This window comes from Flavicella sp. (assembly GCF_029238425.1).
Taxonomy (GTDB): Bacteria; Bacteroidota; Bacteroidia; order Flavobacteriales; family Flavobacteriaceae; genus Flavicella.
Map to the genome: position 1 here is coordinate 1 of NZ_JAQWGB010000174.1, position 20474 is coordinate 20474.

The 20474-nt window shown below is 33.8% G+C and carries 19 protein-coding genes; 7 read left to right on the plus strand and 12 right to left on the minus strand.

Annotated elements, in window-relative coordinates:
* Positions 1-1085, minus strand: a 1085-nt coding sequence (locus tag P8H68_RS12015) for a zinc-dependent metalloprotease family protein (protein ID WP_300325463.1), incomplete at its 3' end; no start/stop codon positions are given.
* 182 nt (positions 1086-1267) lie between these two features.
* Here P8H68_RS12015 and P8H68_RS12020 point away from each other — a divergent pair.
* Both P8H68_RS12020 and serS read left to right on the plus strand, forming a co-directional pair.
* On the plus strand, positions 1268-2194 hold the full coding sequence (locus P8H68_RS12020) for a bifunctional riboflavin kinase/FAD synthetase (protein ID WP_300325466.1): 927 nt from the start codon (positions 1268-1270) through the stop codon (positions 2192-2194).
* A gap of 113 nt (positions 2195-2307) precedes the next feature.
* Positions 2308-3582 carry a serine--tRNA ligase gene (gene serS / locus P8H68_RS12025; protein WP_300325469.1) on the plus strand — a complete coding sequence of 425 codons (1275 nt, stop codon included), beginning with the start codon at positions 2308-2310 and terminating at the stop codon, positions 3580-3582.
* Between the two features lie 72 nt (positions 3583-3654).
* Here the strand turns inward: serS and P8H68_RS12030 are convergent, their stop codons facing one another.
* Complete coding sequence (locus P8H68_RS12030; protein WP_300325472.1) at positions 3655-4848, minus strand: SPFH domain-containing protein; 1194 nt, start codon at positions 4846-4848, stop codon at positions 3655-3657.
* Positions 4849-5036: 188 nt separating this feature from the next.
* On the opposite strand from P8H68_RS12030, the gene P8H68_RS12035 reads away from it, so the two are divergent.
* From P8H68_RS12035 to mgtE, 3 genes are all read left to right on the plus strand, one after another.
* Positions 5037-5363 (plus strand): DUF4286 family protein, encoded by a 327-nt coding sequence (locus tag P8H68_RS12035; protein WP_300325475.1) that lies wholly within the window; start codon positions 5037-5039, stop codon positions 5361-5363.
* A gap of 64 nt (positions 5364-5427) precedes the next feature.
* Positions 5428-6201, plus strand: a complete 774-nt coding sequence (rsmA, locus tag P8H68_RS12040; protein WP_300325478.1) for a 16S rRNA (adenine(1518)-N(6)/adenine(1519)-N(6))-dimethyltransferase RsmA — start codon at positions 5428-5430, stop codon at positions 6199-6201.
* A complete protein-coding gene (gene mgtE / locus P8H68_RS12045; protein WP_300325481.1) occupies positions 6188-7540 on the plus strand; it encodes a magnesium transporter in 1353 nt (450 codons plus the stop codon). Before rsmA ends, mgtE begins: the two co-directional genes overlap by 14 nt.
* On the opposite strand, the gene P8H68_RS12050 is transcribed toward mgtE, so the two are convergent.
* Positions 7529-8065, minus strand: a complete 537-nt coding sequence (locus tag P8H68_RS12050) for an RNA methyltransferase (RefSeq protein ID WP_300325534.1) — start codon at positions 8063-8065, stop codon at positions 7529-7531. The genes mgtE and P8H68_RS12050 overlap by 12 nt on opposite strands.
* Positions 8066-8193: 128 nt before the next feature.
* On the opposite strand from P8H68_RS12050, the gene P8H68_RS12055 reads away from it, so the two are divergent.
* Both P8H68_RS12055 and P8H68_RS12060 read left to right on the plus strand, forming a co-directional pair.
* Entirely contained in the window at positions 8194-8931 is a 738-nt protein-coding gene (locus P8H68_RS12055) for a metallophosphoesterase family protein (RefSeq protein ID WP_300325484.1), read from the plus strand.
* A gap of 168 nt (positions 8932-9099) precedes the next feature.
* Positions 9100-9273 (plus strand): hypothetical protein, encoded by a 174-nt coding sequence (locus P8H68_RS12060; RefSeq protein WP_300325487.1) that lies wholly within the window; start codon positions 9100-9102, stop codon positions 9271-9273.
* A 56-nt stretch (positions 9274-9329) separates the two neighbouring features.
* Here the strand turns inward: P8H68_RS12060 and P8H68_RS12065 are convergent, their stop codons facing one another.
* From P8H68_RS12065 to P8H68_RS12105, 9 genes are all read right to left on the minus strand, one after another.
* Positions 9330-11639 carry a chondroitinase-B domain-containing protein gene (locus P8H68_RS12065; protein WP_300325490.1) on the minus strand — a complete coding sequence of 770 codons (2310 nt, stop codon included), beginning with the start codon at positions 11637-11639 and terminating at the stop codon, positions 9330-9332.
* Positions 11640-11666: 27 nt separating this feature from the next.
* Complete coding sequence (locus tag P8H68_RS12070; RefSeq protein WP_300325493.1) at positions 11667-12884, minus strand: 6-phosphofructokinase; 1218 nt, start codon at positions 12882-12884, stop codon at positions 11667-11669.
* 186 nt (positions 12885-13070) lie between these two features.
* Positions 13071-13835, minus strand: a complete 765-nt coding sequence (locus tag P8H68_RS12075) for an SDR family NAD(P)-dependent oxidoreductase (protein ID WP_300325496.1) — start codon at positions 13833-13835, stop codon at positions 13071-13073.
* A gap of 41 nt (positions 13836-13876) precedes the next feature.
* A complete protein-coding gene (locus tag P8H68_RS12080) occupies positions 13877-15172 on the minus strand; it encodes an MFS transporter (RefSeq protein WP_300325499.1) in 1296 nt (431 codons plus the stop codon).
* A 266-nt stretch (positions 15173-15438) separates the two neighbouring features.
* Positions 15439-16143 (minus strand): FadR/GntR family transcriptional regulator, encoded by a 705-nt coding sequence (locus P8H68_RS12085; RefSeq protein ID WP_300325502.1) that lies wholly within the window; start codon positions 16141-16143, stop codon positions 15439-15441.
* 180 nt (positions 16144-16323) lie between these two features.
* Positions 16324-17253, minus strand: coding sequence for a polysaccharide lyase family 7 protein (locus P8H68_RS12090; RefSeq protein WP_300325505.1), 930 nt, complete (start codon positions 17251-17253; stop codon positions 16324-16326).
* A 9-nt stretch (positions 17254-17262) separates the two neighbouring features.
* Positions 17263-18183, minus strand: a complete 921-nt coding sequence (locus P8H68_RS12095) for a polysaccharide lyase family 7 protein (RefSeq protein ID WP_300325508.1) — start codon at positions 18181-18183, stop codon at positions 17263-17265.
* A 95-nt stretch (positions 18184-18278) separates the two neighbouring features.
* Positions 18279-19499: a PKD domain-containing protein gene (locus tag P8H68_RS12100; protein ID WP_300325510.1), complete on the minus strand. Its 1221-nt coding sequence runs from the start codon at positions 19497-19499 to the stop codon at positions 18279-18281.
* A gap of 38 nt (positions 19500-19537) precedes the next feature.
* Complete coding sequence (locus tag P8H68_RS12105; RefSeq protein WP_300325513.1) at positions 19538-20458, minus strand: PKD domain-containing protein; 921 nt, start codon at positions 20456-20458, stop codon at positions 19538-19540.
* Positions 20459-20474: the final 16 nt, after the last annotated feature.

The following is a 20474-nucleotide window of genomic DNA, read 5'->3' on the forward strand; positions in this document are numbered from 1 at the left end:
CCAAATTGATGTCCCATTTCATGTGCTACAAAATCAATGTCAAAAGAATCTCCTTTGGCAGGTGTTCTACCAGAGATACCTTGCGCTTTTTTGCTAGTACAAGGAGAAGATAATTCTGCCAATCCAGAAAATCCGGTACTAAATAAATGACCCATATCATAATTAGAAGATCCAATAATGGCATCACATTTTGCTTGAACTTCATCTAGCATTTTAAAATCATCATCACTGGTATAACCATCTGTGTCTGGATCTAAAAAAATTAAATCATCATTGTTAGCTAACAATTGCATTGTTAAGGCAAGTTCTTTTTCAAAAACACCATTGATCCGAGTCATTGAAATATTCATGGCTGAGAGCACAGCTTCTTTTTTTACAGTTTCAGTTGCAGAAGCAGGGATTCCTTGATCAGCTAAATGATACTCGGCATATTCTCCAGTGCATGATAAAGCGAGTCTGAAAAGTCTAGATTTTCCATCATTGCTGCTTAGTTTTTGCATCTCATTTTTTTGAGATTTAGCAATAGCCATAGATTCATCTACAACTTTACATTCATAATTCATGTTGTCAAAATCAATATCACTTTTATCATATACTTTGTAGGTTAAAGCATCTTTGGTATAAGGATCGATAAATTCGGTATTCCCGTTTTCTCTCAGTTTCATAGAGTGCAACCCTAGATTACTCAGGCTAAATCTTATGGTAGTTTTATAAGTATCTTTGGATACTCCGATATACGACTTAATATTTGGGTATTTTTCTTGTAGTTCTGGAGCCAAGGTTGAAACCTCAGTAATGGTATAGTTTTTTAGTTCTCCTTGTTTGTTAGGAAATGGAATTTCCAAAATAGATTTTTTTGTGCTTTTTGCAGACTTACTTCCTTTCAATATATTTTTTAACTGATCGATGTCCAGTCGATAAATTTTTTCCTTTTTTAATTGCGTGATTTTAGCATTTTTTTGAAACAATAACAGGCTAGAAGATGATTCCTCTGTCCATAAATCTTCATTTTGAGAATACCCAAGTGAGGTTGCAAAAAATGAAAGTAAAAGAAAGTATGTGAGTTGATTAGTAATATTGTTCATATAAAAGTGCTTGTGTCACAAACTTATTTAAAATAAATTAGAGTTTTGATTAAAAAAGTCAGAAGTTGCTATAATCTGCAAAGTTAAACCATCCTGCTTTTTAAAAAAAAGGCAGATCAATTGAAGTTAAATCAAAAATGAGTGTAAATTTGCAGCTGTATTAAAATTATAATTTTTTCCTGTTGAAAGTAATTGAAAATTACAAAAATTTTATAGATACCAAAAAATCTATTGTTACGATTGGGACTTTTGATGGAGTTCATATTGGTCATCAAGAAATTATTGCCCAGTTGGTTGCAACGGCTAAAAAAAATAATGCGAATTCTGTTTTACTTACTTTTTTTCCGCACCCAAGAATGGTGTTGCAAAAAGACAATAGTATCAAACTGATCAATACCATTGACGAACGAATTGAGATTTTAGAAAAAACTGGGCTTGATTTTTTAATCATTCATCCTTTTGATAAAGAATTTTCTAGATTGACTGCTTTTGATTTTGTCAGAGATATTTTAGTAAATCATTTAAACACGGCTCAACTAGTGATTGGTTACGATCATCGCTTTGGAAGAAATAGGGAAGGCGATTTTGAGCAATTGGAAGAGTATGGAGATATGTATGATTTTGTAGTCCAAGAAATTCCAGCGCAAGATGTCAATGCGATTTCTGTAAGTTCTACCAAAATTAGAAAAGCTTTGGCTGAGGGTGATATACATAAGGTTTCAAAATATTTAGGACATGCCTTTACGCTTTCTGGAAAGGTAGTTTCGGGTGAAAGGTTAGGAAATACAATTGGATACCCAACGGCTAATTTAGAAATTAAGGAGTCTTATAAATTGATTCCCAAAAAAGGTGCTTATTTGGTCAAATCTATTGTCAATAATAAAGCTGTTTATGGGATGATGAATATTGGTGTTCGTCCTACTGTGAAAGGAGGACATCAAACAATTGAAACTCATTTCTTTGATTTCGAAGGAGATTTATATGGTCAAAACTTGCAGATAGAGTTACTTGAGTTTTTAAGAGAAGAACAAAAATTTCAATCTGTTGATGCCTTAAAGGAACAATTGGCTTTGGATAAAAAAAAATCATTAGCACTTTTAGAAAATTAAAAACGTCATAATGAGGATTGTGATGCGCAATTAGACTGCTCAAACTATTCTCTTTTTATGGGCTTTTTGAAAATCTATTTTTATAAATTTGCCTTTTTAAAATAGATGATAAAATGTTACAAGTTCACTACATAAAAGACAATAAAGAAACGGTATTGGCCGGTTTGGCAAAACGTAACTTTAAAAATGCTGAAAGTACTATAGATGCTGTGTTAAAAGCAGATGAAGATAGGAAGTCTACCCAAGCTGCATTGGATGCTATTTTAGCAGAGTCTAACAAAATTTCAAAAGAAATAGGGATTTTATTTAAGTCAGGTGAACCTCAAAAAGCAAATGTCTTAAAAGAAAAAACGGGAGCTTTAAAAGAAGAATCTAAGCAATTAACAGACAAGCTTGCTGCTGTCAATGTTTCTTTGCAAGATTTATTATATACAATTCCTAACGTTCCAAATGTAATTGTCCCAGCTGGAACAAGTGAAGAGGATAACGAAACTGTTTTTGAAGAAGGAGTAATTCCAGAACTTCATGAAGGAGCTTTACCTCATTGGGAGCTAGTCAAGAAATATGATATTATTGATTTTGAACTGGGAAATAAAATTACTGCCGCTGGTTTTCCTGTTTACAAAGGAAAGGGAGCAAGATTGCAACGTGCATTGATCAATTATTTTTTGGATAAAAATTCAGAAGCAGGATATCAAGAAGTGCAACCTCCTTATTTGGTAAATGAAGCCTCAGGTATTGCAACAGGGCAATTGCCAGATAAAGAAGGACAAATGTATCATGACGCAAAGGATGATTTGTATTTGATACCTACAGGAGAAGTTCCAGTAACAAATATTTACAGAGATGTTATTTTAAAAGGGGAAGAATTCCCTGTTTTAAATACAGCTTACTCTCCTTGTTTTAGAAGAGAGGCAGGTTCTTATGGAGCTCATGTAAGAGGATTGAATAGATTGCATCAATTTGACAAAGTAGAAATTGTTAGAATTGAAAAACCTGAGAACTCATACAAAGCATTGGATGGAATGGTAGCTCATGTTCAAGAGTTGTTAAGAGAATTAGGATTGCCTTATAGAATATTAAAATTATGCGGTGGAGATCTAGGATTTACATCTGCTTTGACTTATGATTTTGAAGCGTATTCAACATCTCAAGGAAAATGGTTAGAGATAAGTTCTGTTTCGAATTTTGAAACTTTCCAAGCGAACCGTTTAAAACTAAGATATAAAAATGAAGAAGGTAAAAAACAACTAGCACATACCCTAAACGGAAGTGCTTTGGCTTTGCCACGAGTTTTGGCTTCTTTGTTAGAAAATAATCAAACACCAGAAGGAATAAAAATCCCAGAAGTTTTGGTGCCTTATACTGGTTTTGATATGATCAATTAAAAATTGAATCAACAAATCAAAAAAGCCCTTTGCAAATTTTGCAAAGGGCTTTTTTATTTTAGAACAGGATGATTATTTTCTTTTTGATAATTTATCGTTGATGTCCATTAAATATTTTATACCAACAGCTTCCATAGGGTTGGCGCCGCCATCTCCACCACCAATAACGATATTTGGAACATTAGCTTTAGCAAGCTCTCTTGCTACTCCAATTCTTGTTTCCATTTCAATACTAGCAGCTTCTAACGGTGTTAAACCTGCCGCTACTTTTAATTTATCTCCTTTTGCTTCAGCTTCTTTTAAAACAAGTTTTGCTGCAGCATCTAGTTTTGCCTGTTCTAAGTTTTCTGCAGCTACAAGCTTTGCTTTTCTCGCTCTAATAACTTCTTGAAGTTCGTCTGCTTCTTCTGTTGCTTTTGTTTTGGCAATTAATTTTTCTCCTTTAGCTTTTTCGGTAAGTGCTTCTTGCTGAGCAGTGATTAATTCTTGTTTTGCTGTAGCCTCGTCTGAGGCAGCATCAATCTTTGCTTTTAATTTTTCGTAAATTCTGTCATCATAAATAACTTCATCTATGGAAGCAAAAGAAGCTACAATTCCATATTCTTGAATATCTGAAACACTTCGCTTTATATTGCCTTTTTCATCAAGTTTTTCTTGAACTTGTATATAGGTTTTTGTAGAACCATCTTCTAACAATCTTGTTTTTGTTTCTGTAATTAATAATACTTGACCATTTCTCAGTTGATCTTGAAAATATTCGTTCAATTGAGACTGACCTCCTGAATAATGTGCTTCTGAACTCATACGTTGCGTACTATACGATGCAATTTGTTTTTGATACATCAGCAAGGTAGTTGTCATCAAATTATTGATGTTTGTATAGGTTTTGTGAAGGTCAATCATTTTTGATTTATCACTTGGTAAATCCCATTTGGTGGTGTGGCTAAGTGTTGCCGCATCTCCTTCTGAGAAAGTACCCATATGAGGTAACATATGGTAATCTGCATCCGGTGAAATATGTTCTCTGCTACTTACCTGTATCGTTACATTGTTAGGATATGTTGTAACTTTAGAAAAGAAACCACTAAAATAAAGACCAGGTGTAAAACGAACATCTAAATCTCCTGATAAGGTTTGAACAACTTGACGCTCACCAGCATCATTGTTGCTAAATGGATTGAAAGAAATAATTGCTACTGCAAGGACTCCAACTCCTATTAATACTTTTACACGTGTTGGTGTAATACCGAAATTACTTAAATTCATAGACTTATATTTTGATTTGAAAAGCGAAGAAAAAGTATTTTTTTAGTATAACATTGTTTTTTGCATTTTTTTTAAAGTTTATGAATGACTTTCTATGTTTTATTTAATGTCAAGTCGGTATTTCAGTAATTGGGTAGCAATATTATTCTACCTATCTTTGACCTCAGAAAAATAAAAGAATACAGAAGATGTACGTTTATAATATTACTACAAATATTGAAGGGAGTTGTGAGCAAGAATGGTTGCTTTGGATGCAAGAAACACATATTCCCGAAACTTTAGAAACAGGGAAATTTCTTTCTGCTAAAATGTGTAAAGTTTTGGTGGAAGAAGAGATGGGAGGAGTAACCTATAGCGTACAGTATATGGTGGAAACGAAAGAGGCTTTGGAGGCTTTTTATAAAGAAGATTCTGTGAATCTTAAAAATAAGATGAATTCAAAATATGCTGGGAAATTTGTCTTTTTTGAAACGGAAATGAAATTAATTGATAAGCAGTTTGCCTCAAAAAATTAAATAAGATTGGTTATTTGCCTGTAACAATTGTTCTAAGCAAATGTCTTCCAAATACTAAAACGACATGACAGTAAGAGCCAAAAAACATTTAGGACAACATTTTTTAAAAGATGAAAAGTTTGCGAGTGATATTGCAAATAGCCTTACAGAAAATGGGTATGATACCGTTTTGGAAATTGGTCCTGGAATGGGAGTAATGACAAAGTATTTGTTAGAAAAAAACTACACGACTCATGTGGTAGAAATCGATACAGAGTCTGTTGAGTATTTACAGAATACGTATTTAAAATTGGCTCCAAGAATTATCTCCAAGGATTTTTTAAAAATGAATTTGTCAGAGTTTTTTGAAGGACAATTCGCAATCGTTGGGAATTTTCCTTATAATATTTCTACGCAAATTGTTTTTAAAACATTGGAGTTTAGAGCTCAAATACCAGAGTTTTCCGGAATGTTTCAGAAAGAGGTAGCAGAGAGAATTGCCGAGAAAGAAGGAAGTAAGAAATATGGTATTTTGTCGGTTTTAGCTCAGGCTTTTTACGATGTTGAATATTTGTTTACCGTGCCACCAACAGTGTTCAATCCACCACCTAAAGTAGACTCAGGAGTGATTAGAATGATCAGAAAGGAGAATTATTCGCTACCTGTTGATGAGAAAATGTTTTTTAGAGTTGTGAAAACTGCGTTTGGACAAAGAAGAAAAATGTTGAGAAGTAGTTTAAAAGCTTTAAATTTATCCGAATCTTTACGAGGTTCAGAATTATTTACCAAGAGACCAGAACAATTGTCTGTTGAAGCATTTATTAACCTTACTTCATTGATAGAAAATGACACACATTGAAATTACTCCAGATTTTTTAAGTGATGTTAAAGAACTTATAGCAAAGGGAGACAATCGAGCTTTGTCTTTACTTTTTGAAGAGATGCATCATGCTGATTTGGCTGAGGTTTTAGATGACCTAAACTTCGATGACGCCGTGTTTATCATTCGTTTGTTAGATACAGAGAAAACTGCGGATATTCTTACGGAATTGGATGAGGATACTAGGGAGAAAATACTTCAGGAACTATCTTCAAAAGAAATTGCCAAAGAAATAGGAGAGTTAGATTCTGATGATGCCGCCGATATTATTGGTGAATTACCTGAGGAACAAAAGAATGAGGTTATATCCCAGATTGAGGATGTGGAACATGCAAAAGATATTGTGGATCTTTTGCGTTATGATGAGGATACAGCAGGTGGTTTGATGGGGAAGGAGTTGATCAAGGTCAATGAAAACTGGGCAAATTTACGCTGCGTTAAAGAAATGCGAAAGCAAGCAGAAGATTATGATAAGGTGCATACGATTTATGTAGTAGATGATAATGATGTGTTAAAAGGTAGACTTTCTTTAAAAAGTTTACTTACTACTTCTACAAAAACACCTGTAAAGGATGTTTACAATCCTAAAATCACATTTGTAAGAGCAGATGAAAATGATGAGGATGTTGCCAAAACAATGCAGAAATACGATTTATTTGTAGTGCCTGTAGTGGATGAAATGAATAGATTGATCGGGCAGATTACTTTGGATGATGTGGTAGATGTAATTCGTGATGAGGCGGATAAAGATTATCAAATGGCAGCGGGTATTACGGATGATGTTGAGGCGGATGATAGTATATTACAATTGACAAAAGCAAGACTACCTTGGCTTGTGCTTGGACTTTTAGGAGGTTTGGGAGCAGGTTCTATTATGGGAGGTTTTGAAGAGGCTTTAAAAAATTACCCAAATTTATTTTTCTTTACGCCGTTAATCGCGGCCATGGCGGGTAATGTTGGAGTTCAATCTAGTGCCATTATGGTACAAGGTTTAGCCAATAATAACATCAAGGGAAGTGTTGTAAGTCGTTTGTTAAAAGAGGTGGGACTTACTTTATTAAACGGATTAGCATTGGCTTTGTTGGTGACTATTTATGGCTTTTTTCAAATAGAAAACAGTACCATTACCTTTGTAATTGCCTTAGCGTTGATGATTGTCATAACAATTGCAGCTGTCATAGGAACTTTTATACCAATCCTATTAGATAGAAATGGAATTGATCCAGCCCTTGCTACAGGTCCATTTATAACTACAAGTAATGATATTTTTGGAATCTTAATTTATTTTATGATCGCCAAGTTTATGCTAGGATTTTAATCTTAACTTTTCTAAAAATTTCCACAAAACAATTCCTGTTGTTACTGAAATATTTAAGGAATGTTTGGTCCCAAATTGAGGGATTTCAATACAATGATCCGAAGTAGAGACAACTTCTTGTTGTACTCCTTTTACTTCATTCCCCATCACAATTGCATATTTGTTGTTAGTAGAGATGTCAAAATCTTCAAGCATAGTAGCGTTATCAGCTTGTTCTATAGAAGCAACGATATATCCGTTTTCTTGTAATGATTGTACAACATCGATTGTGTTTTCCACATATTCCCAAGCCACCGTTTCCGTAGCTCCTAACGCGGTTTTATGAATGTCTTTATTTGGAGGAGTCGCTGTGATTCCACATAAATATATTTTTTCAACAACAAATGCATCACTGGTTCTAAAAACGGAACCAATGTTATTCAAGCTTCTTATATTATCTAAAATAACAACCAAAGGAATTTTTTCTGTTTGTTTGAATTCCTCTACCTCAAGTCTATTTAGTTCACTGTTTTTTAGTTTACGCATCATTGTGTTTTAGACTGTCAAAATTAACTAGTTTTCTAAGCTATAACAAATTTATTTGTTTGTAAAGCTTCTGTTATATTAGAAAGTTTTGTTGCGAATTCATAAAGATTTATTTTAGATTTGATCTTATGAATGCAAAAAGTAGAACATTAGTAATAGGAGATATACACGGAGCTTTAAAAGCTTTGATTCAAGTGTTAGAAAAAGCAGAAGTAACAGAGAATGATTTGCTTATTTTTTTAGGTGATTATGTAGATGGTTGGAGTCAATCACCTGAGGTTATCAATTACCTGATTCAATTAAAACAGAGTCATAATTGTATATTTATGAGAGGAAATCATGACGATCTTTGCTATCGATGGCTAAAGCATGGGGAAAGTAATGAAACTTGGCTCCTTCATGGAGGTCAAGCTACGGTAGATGCTTATGAAAATATACCGTATAATTTTAGAAGTATTCATATTCACTTTTTTGAAAACTTAGAAGATTATTACTTAGACGATGAAGATCGATTGTTTGTTCATGCTGGATTTACCAATCATAATGGCGTAGGGCATGAATTTTTTGATAGGATGTTTTATTGGGATAGATCTCTTTGGGAAATGGCTCTAGCGATGGATAAAAATCTTAAAAAAGGGGATATGTATTATCCTAAAAGGTTGTCTCATTATAAAGAAATATTTATCGGACATACTGCCTTATCAAGGATTGGGAAAGAGGTGCCCTATCAGGCAGCCAATGTATGGAATGTTGATACAGGAGCTGCACATAAAAACTCGCTAACCATTATGGACGTTGATACTAAGGAGTTTTGGCAAAGTGTTCCAGTGCACAAATTATATCCAAAAGAGAAGGGAAGGAATTAGTCAGTAGGATGTTAAATTTACGTAAAGAACTTAACATATGTATATTTTTTGTATATTTACACCCCCTAATGATTTACGAAACTATTTTTTCAGTAGCAACTATTTAATATGTTGTGAAGTTTCATGAAATGTATTTTTCATGTTATTACGAATTATAAATTGTAAGTTATGAAGATTGAATTGTTTAAAAAACCGAATGAAAATGTGGTAGCTTTGGCTGTAACATTTGTACTGTTTGTATTGTTGTTTGTTTTAAAAACGCAGGAAGAACAAAGCAGAACAACGAGTAAAATTATTACGGGGTCAGAAATTGAATTAGCAAGTACATCTTTACTTAAGTAAAAATGTATGTAAAATATTTAAAGCCTCAGTAAGTTTTTTTACTGAGGCTTTTTTGTTTAGTACATTAATTTTTGTGCCAGGTTTTCTTCCGTGTGGAATTTTCCAGAATTTTGAATCTTATTGTTTGATTCACTATTGTTTTTAGCGCCCCATAAAAGAGCGATCAAGTCAATTTTATTGTTTTTAAAATGACTGTTTTCAATTTTTACATTAACAATACCTCTTGTATTTAATAGAATGTTGTTTTTTTCTTTGGCACCACAATTGGTAAAAGTACTTTTGCTAATTAAAAGATTTCCACCGATCGTAGATTCGTCGTATCCGCCTCTATAATAATCAACTACATTTCGCTCGATATTTTTAAATTTACAATTGTCAATCGTTAAAAATTCTACATTGTAATCTCCACGATCATTAGTTTCTTCAGAAAGTTCAATACCATTGGAACAATCAGAAAAATGACTGTTTTTAAATAAAATCTCTTCTGCGAAAGTTTGTTTATAGGCTTTTAATATATAATCAAAGTTTTGAATTTGAGAAGCTATAACTGTTAAGCCATAGTGGTTGGACATGTTTTCTTTTAAGTTTGAAAATGCTTGTTGGGTTCCTGTACCGACAAGAGCAATCTTTTCTATAATAAGGTCTCCATATGGGTTTAATTCGAAAAGAGGACTGTTAGCAGCACCTGAATAAGAAATAGTAACCGTATTTTCAGATGTTGCTTTAAGGGTTACTTCCTTTGAAATTTTCAATGAATTAGAAATGCCGTATTTTCCAGGGTTTAAAAGTAATACATCTCCAGATTTAGCTTCATTAATTTTTTTAGTCAGTTCTCCTGCCACAGGGTTTACTGATATTATGTTTGGTTTAGTGCTTTTTTTAATATTAGAGTACCAATTTGCACCGTATAATGATTTATCTAATATTGAAGGAATTTTAGATTCGTTATTTGTAGTCGCCCCAATAGAATTTTGAGAATTTCTACTATTTCCAAAAAGATCCGTTTGAATCGTTTCAAATCCAAAACCTTGGTATGGAGTAGTAGTAGGTAGGATAGGCAAATAAATTGATTCACCTACTTTTTTGATCTCAAAATTAGAGGCTTGGATACGCTCTACATCCTTAAATTTTATGCCATTATTATTGATGAGGTTGTCCTTAAATTGTACCCCATCTGCCTTATCGTGTTCAATGATTGGAGTAGTATCCCCGTTTTCATTGTAAATAACATTATTAGCAACAATAGATCTTAAAGGTCTCGCTGAACGTATTTCCGATTTTGGAAGTACATCCTTCTGAGCAATGTTAGTTCCTACACCAAATTGCCAAGGAGATTTACAATTTACATAGGTGTTATAGGCCACTACAATATCAGTAACTTGGTTATATCTATTCAATGGCGATTTCGGAATTCCGTTCATCACAGCTAACGGACTTCTAAAGTTTTCTCCAATAATATTGTAGAAATAATTATTTGTAATCCAGTGACCCGTATTTACAATTCTAATCCCACCAAAATTTTTATTCGTACCGTCCCCAATAAAATAGTTACCATCAATATGGCAATAATTTCCATGACGTGTTACAACAGATCCTTCACTTTTATAAAATACATTATTTTTAATAAGGTTGAAATTGGTCTTACTTGAGATAATTTCTACCTCCCCATTGCATTCTTCAAAAAGATTATTGGCTATGGTAGTATAACTCGGACTCATGGAAGTAAAACTACTTCCAAGTTGGATTGTTTCTCCTCTAGCTCCCCCTTTTCTGGGTCTTGGTCCAAAGTGATTATTTATAATTTGATGGTAGTTATTGATACTTTGATTTCCTTTTAAATCCACTCGAAGTGTAGGCCCACCATTGGTTTTTCCAGCGAGGTAAGAGTTTGAAAGTGTATTGTGTCTACCGTAAAATTGAACCCATAAATCATCTTGATCTCTCTCTGGTTTATTGAAATCTAAAATAACACAGTTGGTAACCGTACAATGATTTGCAACTTGGTTTTCGCTTTTTCTAAAGGCAATTACATTCTTTTTTGGACTGTAACCTTTTCTAAAGAACAACCCTTCAACGTTTAAATAATTTCCAGAGATTTCTAAACTAGAGACTCCTTCAATAAATACTTTTCCTGGAGTTTCAGCTTTAAGGGAAATTGGGTTTTGTTCTGAACCGTTTCCTTCTAAAACAATCATAACATCCTTCCATATACCATTTTGCATGATGATATTAGTACCCGGTTTGGCACTTTTGATGGCAGTTTGTAATTCTGTTGTATCGGTTACTAAAACGATATCTTGGTTTGTGTTTGTTGAGCAAGCAACAAACATTAGAATAACTGCGGATAGAAATAATTGCTTTATCATGGGTTCTAATTTAATTGTTTTATATTTTTAAATCCATTGTAATATTTTCTTGACATCATAGTCTTCTGGATTTTCTACATATTGTTTTGCTTCTTCATAATCACGTTCTCTAATATAGATAAGATGATTGATAAATAATTGAGCCATTTCAGAATCGATATCCACTAATCTTGGTGGTACTTTTCCATTTTCGTCTTCAAAATCTTTCAAGTAAAGAGGAGTAACATCACCTCTAGAATTGGCACTAACTATACAACCTGTACTTCCTTGATCAAAAAGTTTTTTAACTCCAATACCTAAAAGTGTACACAAAGTAAGATCAAAGGCAATTGGATTTGAACAACGAAGTTCATACCCAATTTCAACCGGTCTAGATTTAATGTCTAGATTAATTTCTTTTAGTTTGGTTTGTAAAAGATAATTGAAAATATGTGATTTACTTACATTTCCTAATTCTGGGTGACCGTGATCGTCGTAAGTAAAATTAATACCCGAGTTAACAATTTCTTCCTCATCCATAAAATGGAAAACACCTTCACTAACCATTACCACACCATACTCAATCCCTCTAAGTTTACTTTTGATGATAGATGAGATAATCATATTAATGATTTTTTCAAAAGTGATTTTTGTTTTGTTGAACATTTCTGGAATGATCATCATTGGGAAATGACAAGCGGAAGCGATTCCAAAAGCCAAATGTCCGGCTGATCTTCCCATGGCAGAAACGACAAACCAATTTTCACTGGTTCTTGCATCTTCATATACAGTATTACCAATTCTTACACCTTCGTCTTTAGCTGTATGAAAACCAAAGGTTGGATTTCTGTCAGGCAATGGTAAATCATTGTCAATAGTTTTTGGAACATGAATGTGTGCCACATCTAATTGTTGAGTTTCCAAATATTTTGAAAGTCTGCTACCTGTAGAAGCAGTATCATCCCCACCAATAGTAACTAATAATTTGACGTTGTTTTTTTCAAAAAAGTCTGGTCTAAATTCACTGTCTTTAGGTTTATGCCTACTCATAATAAGTGTAGATCCACCTCGGCTATAGATTCTGTCAGCTCTATGGAAATTGAATTTTTTTATGGCAGGTTCATCTGAGAACAGACCTTTGTATCCATGGTGTACACCTAGTACATCATATCCGTCCTTGATAAAAGTTTTTGCAAGAGTGCTTATTACCGTGTTGATTCCAGGAGCTGGACCCCCACCACAAATAATTGCAATTGATTTTTTCATGTTTACTTATTAGATCAAAGAGGTCAAAAAAAGCAACCTCAATTTGAAGTTTGGAGAAGAAGTTTAATTTTTTTGTTGAGATCGTATGAAAGATCCAATTGATAGGATATAGAAAAATGCTTCGTCAGTTACTGCTTAGTAAGCAACAAGGTGAGTCACATCAGAAGCATTTTCTTTGATTTGAAATTATATTCCTAGTGCTTGACCACCACCAATTTGGATAGTTTCAGCAGTAATAAATGCTGCATCGTCACTAGCTAAGAAAGAAACTACTGAAGCAACTTCTTCAGGTTGTCCTAATCTTCCTAACATAATGTTATTTTTCCAAGAAGCGAATACTTCTGGTTTAGTAGATTTGATTTGTGCATGGAAAGGAGTATCAATAGTTCCAGGAGAAACAGCGTTTACTCTAATTCCATATTCAGCCAAGTCTTTTGCCAATGCTCTTGTAATTGCATGTACACCAGCTTTAGAAGTTCCGTAGATTCCTGCTCCAGGTCCACCAGCATTCCAACCAGCATTAGATGTATAATTGATGATCGTTGCATTTTCACCTTTTTTAAGGAAAGGGATAGCTGCTCTAGATGCAAAAAATGTTGAATCTAAGTTCAATGCCATCACAAATCTGTAAAATTCAGTAGTCATTTCTTCAAAACGAGATCTTCCTCCTAATCCACCTGCATTGTTCACAAGTACATCAATTCGACCGTATTTTTCTCCAATTTTTGTGATGTTTTCAGTTACCACTTCGTCTTTTGTTACATCAAATCCGTAGTACTCAGCTGTAATTCCCTCTGCTGCAAGTTCTTCAACTCTTTTTACACCAGCCTCATCGTCTATTCCGTTTAATACAACAGTATATCCGTCTTTTCCTAATCTTTTAGCTACTTGAAATCCTATTCCTCCCGTAGCTCCGGTAATAACCGCTACTTTTCCTTCTGTTTTGCTCATAATTATGTTTGTTTATGTGTGTTTAATTTTTATTTATTTTTCTAGTTTTTCTTTTTCAAAGGTTCAATGTTTGGAATCAATACCCATACACTTGCCATTACGATAAATGCTAGTGATGCTCCTATGACAAAGGCCGGAGTGTAATTCCCACCTGTAGTTAACATTGGTACCAGAGCAACCAATCCTGCACCGGTTAATTTTGCTGCTGTTCCGGAGAATCCAGATAGTGTTCCAACAGTTTTCTTTCCGTATAAATCACTTGGTAAAGTTTGTACGTTACCAATAGCTGTTTGGAATCCAAAAAGAACTGCTGCCATTATCAAAACTGCTGCTACTGGAGAACCTGGGTTTGATAAAGCTAATAATGCTGGTAGCATAATTAGACAACCTAGTGTGATGACCATTTTACGAGTTTTGTTAACATTCCAACCTGATTTAAGTCTATTTTGCGCTAACAAACCTCCAAACCAGGCACCTAGCATAGCTCCTACGTAGGGTACCCATCCGTATATTCCAATCGCTTTCACATCCATGTTGTATACTTCGGATAGATAAATTGGTATCCAAAAAACAAATAACCACCATATCGGATCAATGGCTGCCGAAGCGATAATAACTCCCCAACTTTGTTTGCGTCCTAGAAGCTCCTTAACTTCTGGATTGTATGCTTCTATTTTAGTTTCTGTATCTGATTTTTCTTCTTGACCAGATAAGATATATTCTCTTTCGATTTCAGTTAACCAAGGGTGTTTTTTTGGTGGAGCTTTTACTATAATTAACCAAGGAACCAACCAAAGCAAACCTACAAGCCCTATGATAATAAAAATCATTTGCCAACTGAAGTATACTGTTAAAAAAGCAATTGTTGGTATAGCAACAATTCCTCCTATAGCGGCACCAGAGTTAAATAAACCTTGAGCGAATGCTCTTTCTGTTGCTGGGAACCATTCTGCATTTCCCTTCGCAGCACCTGGCCAGTTTCCAGCTTCTGAAATTCCCAAAATTGATCTGAAAAAAGCAAAACTTAAAACGCCACTAGCCAATGCATGTAAAGCAGTTGAAATAGACCAGAATCCAATGGATAATACAAATCCAATTCTAGTTCCAAGTTTGTCAAATATTTTTCCAAATATGGACTGTCCAAAGGCATAAGAGAACATGAAAACTACCGAGATTAGTGCATAAATCTCTTTTCTTTCCGTCATGGTTTTATCGGGATATAAATCTTCTGAGATACTTGGCCATAATACAACCAGCGCCTGCCTGTCTATGTAATTGATTACAGTAGCTAAAGCGATCAATGCAATTACCCACCATCTGAGTCCTTTTACTTTCATATTGTTTTAGTTAAGTTTTTGATATTGTTCTGTTTACTTTTTTGTTTCTTAGTTTTTGTAAGACAAAAGACTCCTTGTCATATGAACTATGGTTCAAATGATTATATCTTTTAAAAACTATTTTATGTAAACTTAAATGGGTAAAGTATTGTATACTTTACATAAATTCTTTTGAAAAAAGAATTGTGTGGATTTAAATTTACGTCCCTCCAAATTTTATATCTAACATACAGGTCGTGCATCCTGTAAATTAGAAAGTATTATTTTTATTCGTTGCTCGCGCAATATTCGTATAATGTTTTAAAATGTATTTTCATTTTTTCTTTTGCTAAAGCTGGATTTTGATCCTTAATAGCCTCATAAATATCTTGGTGATCTTTAATTCCTGAAACAGCCAAACCATCAGAACAAACATGATATTTTTCAATATTGATGATTATTTCAGGTGTAATAATCAACATGAATGTGTTTATTGAGCTATTCTTACTAGCTTTAGCTATCGCTAGGTGAAAAAGAAGATCTTCTTGTACAGCTTCCTCTCCGCTCAATGCTTTTTCTTTATAAGCATCTAATGCTTCTTTTATTTGATCTAAATCTTCTTCAGTTCTTCTGGTCGCTGCTAACGATGCTGTTTTTAATTCAAGTAAAATTCTTGTTTCTACTAAAGATTTAAAATCTTGTTTTTCTAAACGTAGGATATCTTCAATCATTCCATTAAGTGCAACTACACCAATATTAGCAACGAAAGTTCCACTCTGCGGAATAGAGTTTAACAAGCCATAGAATTCTAATTTTTGTATGGCTTCTCTGACATTACTTCTACTTACTTCAAACTTATCAGAAAGCATTCGCTCGGATGGTAATTTATCACCAGGCTCTAAATTCTTATAATTAATCAAATCTCTAATCTTAGAAATGATCGAATTCTGTATATCTTTATTTTCGTTTCTTGTAAGTACTTCTAATTTCATATCGTCGTGTATTTCTAACCAGATTGGTTAACCAGATTGATTGGTGTAAATATATAGATAATTTCCCTGTATAAAAAATGTTTTTAAAGTTAATTTTTTTCCTTGTTTTTATGGTCTTTGGAAGGAATCTTACCGGGATAAATCCCGATAAAATTCTTTCACTAACTCAACCAAATAATTTTAATGTGTCACTGTTAAATTGTAATATTTTACGGTTGCATATGCATTTGGATCTGTGGAACCCAAATAATTACCAGCCTTGAAATAATTTTCAAAAACTCCCCATTTTTCCATATGTATATCTTGATAGATTTTTGAATAAGTTTCGTTTAGTATTATTTCCATTTTTCCTTCTGAAACAATCACCTCTAGAGTGAATTTATCAAATCCTACCTCAATAGGAAAGTTGTAACCGTCATCATTTCCCCAAGCATCTGTTTCTAATATTTCTGTGCTACTTGCATTGAGGTTATTTAATACTTTAGTTTTTACTCTTACCAAACCATCTTGCCAATATATTTTAAGCATTGGTGGTGCGTTATTGTCCTTTTGTCCAATCAAATCCCTTTGCTGATTGGTAAGTCTACCATGAATTTGCATAATGATAGTTTTATCATAATCACCATCACTTTTTTTAGAAATATTTTCCATAGAAAGGGTGCCTTTCATTCTACCACCTTCTTTGAAGGTCCAGTTTGTGGAATTACTTCCAGGATCCATTTGTTCCCTAAGCTCTGTCCTAGAATAACTAGAATTAGCTGTCGATGCTCCGGGCGAAGTATAAAATACAAGTGCTCCGTTTATCGAGTCATTGTAAAAATAGGGCTGCAGCTTTGCATTTGTTCCGTATTTAAGAATCTCAGGTGGTTCTATTTCATCTGGTTTACCTATCGGTAAAGTGACTTTCCAATTTGACAGATCAATATTGGGAAGTACATATTCTTTATTAGGATCAGATGGAATAATTATTTCTTCCTCTTCAATTAAATCATCGCTGCTAAAAACAATTTCATCTTTGTATTCTTGATCACAACCAAAAAATAAAGTCGTAAAAAGAACAGTCAAGAGTATTGACGGTTGCATAAAATTATATGAAATTTTCTTTTTCATGTATTGCTTTTAGTGACTTACTTCTAATTCGTAATATTTAATTTTTGAATAGGCTCCTTTATCTCTGGATTGGAAATAATTTCCTGCCTTGAAATAATTTTCAAAAACACCCCATTTTTCCATATGAATTCCTTTATAAACCTTGAACTCACTTCCATTTAAGATAATAACCATTTTACCTTCAGAAACTTTAACTTCTAAGGTGAATTTTCTAAACCCAACTTCTTGTTCAAAATTGAAACCTTTGTCATCATCCCATGCATCCTCATGCAAAAGTTCTTCATAGGTGGCGTTAGGGTTTTTGAGCACTTTTGTTTTCACTCTCACTTTTCCTTGGTCCCAATAAATTTTAAGAATAGGAGGGGCATTATTATCGTCTTCTCCTATCAAGTCTCTTTGCTCATTGGTCAAACGTCCATGGATTTGCATGATAATAGTTCTATGATATTTACCATTAGAATCCCTCGTTGTTTCTTCCATGGCCAATTTACCTTTCATATAGCCTCCTTGCTTAAAGGTCCAGTTGATATTGTTTTCGCCTGGCACCATTTGCTCTCTTAATTCAGATCTAGTGTATTTTGTATTTCTAGTTTTTGAATTTGTAGGCATAGAATGAAATATAATCGCACCTTTGGTAGAATCAATATACATATAAGGTTTTGCAACCTCTATACTTGCAAAATTATCTATTTCTGGTGGTCCTATTTCAATGGGTTTACCATTATCACCGGCTACTGGTAGGGTTACCTTCCAATGACTCAAATCAATATCAGGGAGTTTCACCTTTTTCTTTTTCTTCTTCTTTTTTTTCTTTTTCTTCTCAACTTTTACGGTAGTTTCTTGAACACTTGTCTCTTGTGTTTGAGAAAACGCACCCGCTGATAAAAATAGAGCGATAAAAAATGTTAAAGATGTCCTTTTAAAGTTCATGTGATTTTATTTTTTAATGGAGATACAGTGCTGTATTCTGTTCTAAACTGTGTCTGTATCTCCATTTTTTTTATTGTTTTCTAGGAGAGATGAAATTATTCAAACCCCGGAGTAATAATATCTATGTTATCATAAAATACTTCTGTACTACTATCAACTGACAATGGCGCTTTTATGTAGATCACAATCCAGTCTGTAGTTGGAATGAAGGTAAAAGTATTTGTTGTAAACGTATTATCTGAAGCAGATCCTTTAGATGAATTGAAATCATTTGTGATTGCGAAATGTTTATCCGCAAAGTTCTCAATACCTACTTCCGTAGTTATATCTGTATTCAAAATATAAACATCAGAATTAATTCCTTCCACTTCAGATCTTGAGTCTATTGTGAATGTGTATTCCACACCAGCTTCAACAGCTAATTTTTGGTAAAGACGTCTACATGCTTGATAGATTTTAATAGCTCTAGTTTTAGAACCATTTACATAAGAACCATCACTTGTTGAACCTGGTTGTTCATTTGTACAGTAAGTAGCATCGATATAAGAGTTTAAATCTGAGTTGCTCCATAATGCTTTGTAAGGACTTGGAATTTCACCCAATACATCATCAATAACGGTGCTGTTTGGTGTCATATCCCAGGCATCAGCATTATCACTTGTACTACCTGTTAAATGATCGTCTCCAGTACCGTTTTGAACGATAGCTTTGAATGTTGGTGTTACCGTAGAATTTGGATCTACAACTGAAACTGTTTGCTCTAACTCTGATGAATCTCCAGAATCGTTGGTAGCTGTTAATGTTACAATAAAGTCTCCTTCAGTTGCAAATGTTTTTGTAGGAGATTCTTCGGTAGAAGTGGTATTGTCTCCAAAATCCCATGAATAACTAACTGCATTTGTAGAGGTGTTTGTAAATGTAAATACCTGCCAGTCATTTGGATCTTCAAGGAATGTAAATCCAACCACAGGAGCTTCAGGGTTTGTCACCACAATAGTTTTTTCAACGGTATCTGTAGTTTCAGATCCATTTGATACAGTAAGAAGCACGTTGTATGATCCCGCTTGTGCAAAAGAATGTGTTGGCTCCGCATCCGTTGAACTACTACCTTCACCAAAATCCCAAGCGTATGTTGATGCATTGGTAGATCTATCTGTAAAAATATAAGTTCTATAATCCGTTACATCAACTACCTCTGTAAATGCAGCGATAGGTGAGGGTGGTATTACTATAGTGTCTTCTCCTTCAATTTCTTCAGTACAAGAGAAAAGAAGTGCTAATGATACTAGAAAAGAAAAAGCAAGAATTCCTTTCATTTTTGTTGTTTTAATTGTTTCAGTCATCATAATCTATCTTATTCTTTATCTTTAAAAAATTCAATTTGAGAAAAACTCATCCAAGCACTTTTACGCGTACTAGCAGTTTCATCGAATCTACCAAAACCAACAAGTTTTACATATCTAGCATTCACAGGTGTACTAAATATTTTAACTTGGAACTCAGAACTTGCAGCTTCTGAAAGCATAATATCTCCAGATTCTGGGATGATTTTTGTGAAGTCTCCTTCTTCGGTTCCCGTATTAGATACCCAGAATTGGTAACCATATGAGTCAGATTTTACGTTGGTTGTAAATTGAATTACTCTTAGGTCAGTGATCGTACTTAAGTCATAAATAACATATTCACCATCTGATCTGTAATCTCCATCTAAAATATCTCCATCTTGCGCCGTCCAAAGTGTTCCTCCGTTTTTATCCAAAGTATTTTCTGGGAAAGCGTCTTTTTCAACTTGATATGAAGAAAATCCTGCAATCGTTACAGGTTCTCCAGCATCTCCAGTATTGATCAGATCAAAAAATAAATTCAAGTCTCCTAAAGGTTCTCCATTATCAATAATAGAAACTGAATTTGTATAAACATCCGTCAAACCATTGTTGTCTGAAACAGATAAAGTAACATCGTAACTTGCTGTTATAGGAGGATAAGAATGTTCGCTTGGTTCAAAATCTGTCGAAGGCTCACTTCCATCTCCAAAATCCCATACATAAGAACTTGCACTGATAGATTCGTTTGCAAAGGAAGCTTTGTTCCATTGGTCCCCTTCACCCGTTACTGCCCCAAAAAAGGCTGTAGGAGGCGTCTTATCTTCTTTAGAGTTTTCTCCTGCTAAGTCATAAGAAAAGTCACAAGAGGCAGCTGATAAAGCTACAATTGATAAAGCTACTGCTGGTAGTTTTCTCAATACTCTCATTTTAATATTTTGTAAGTTTTTCATTTTTTTGAAATTAAAA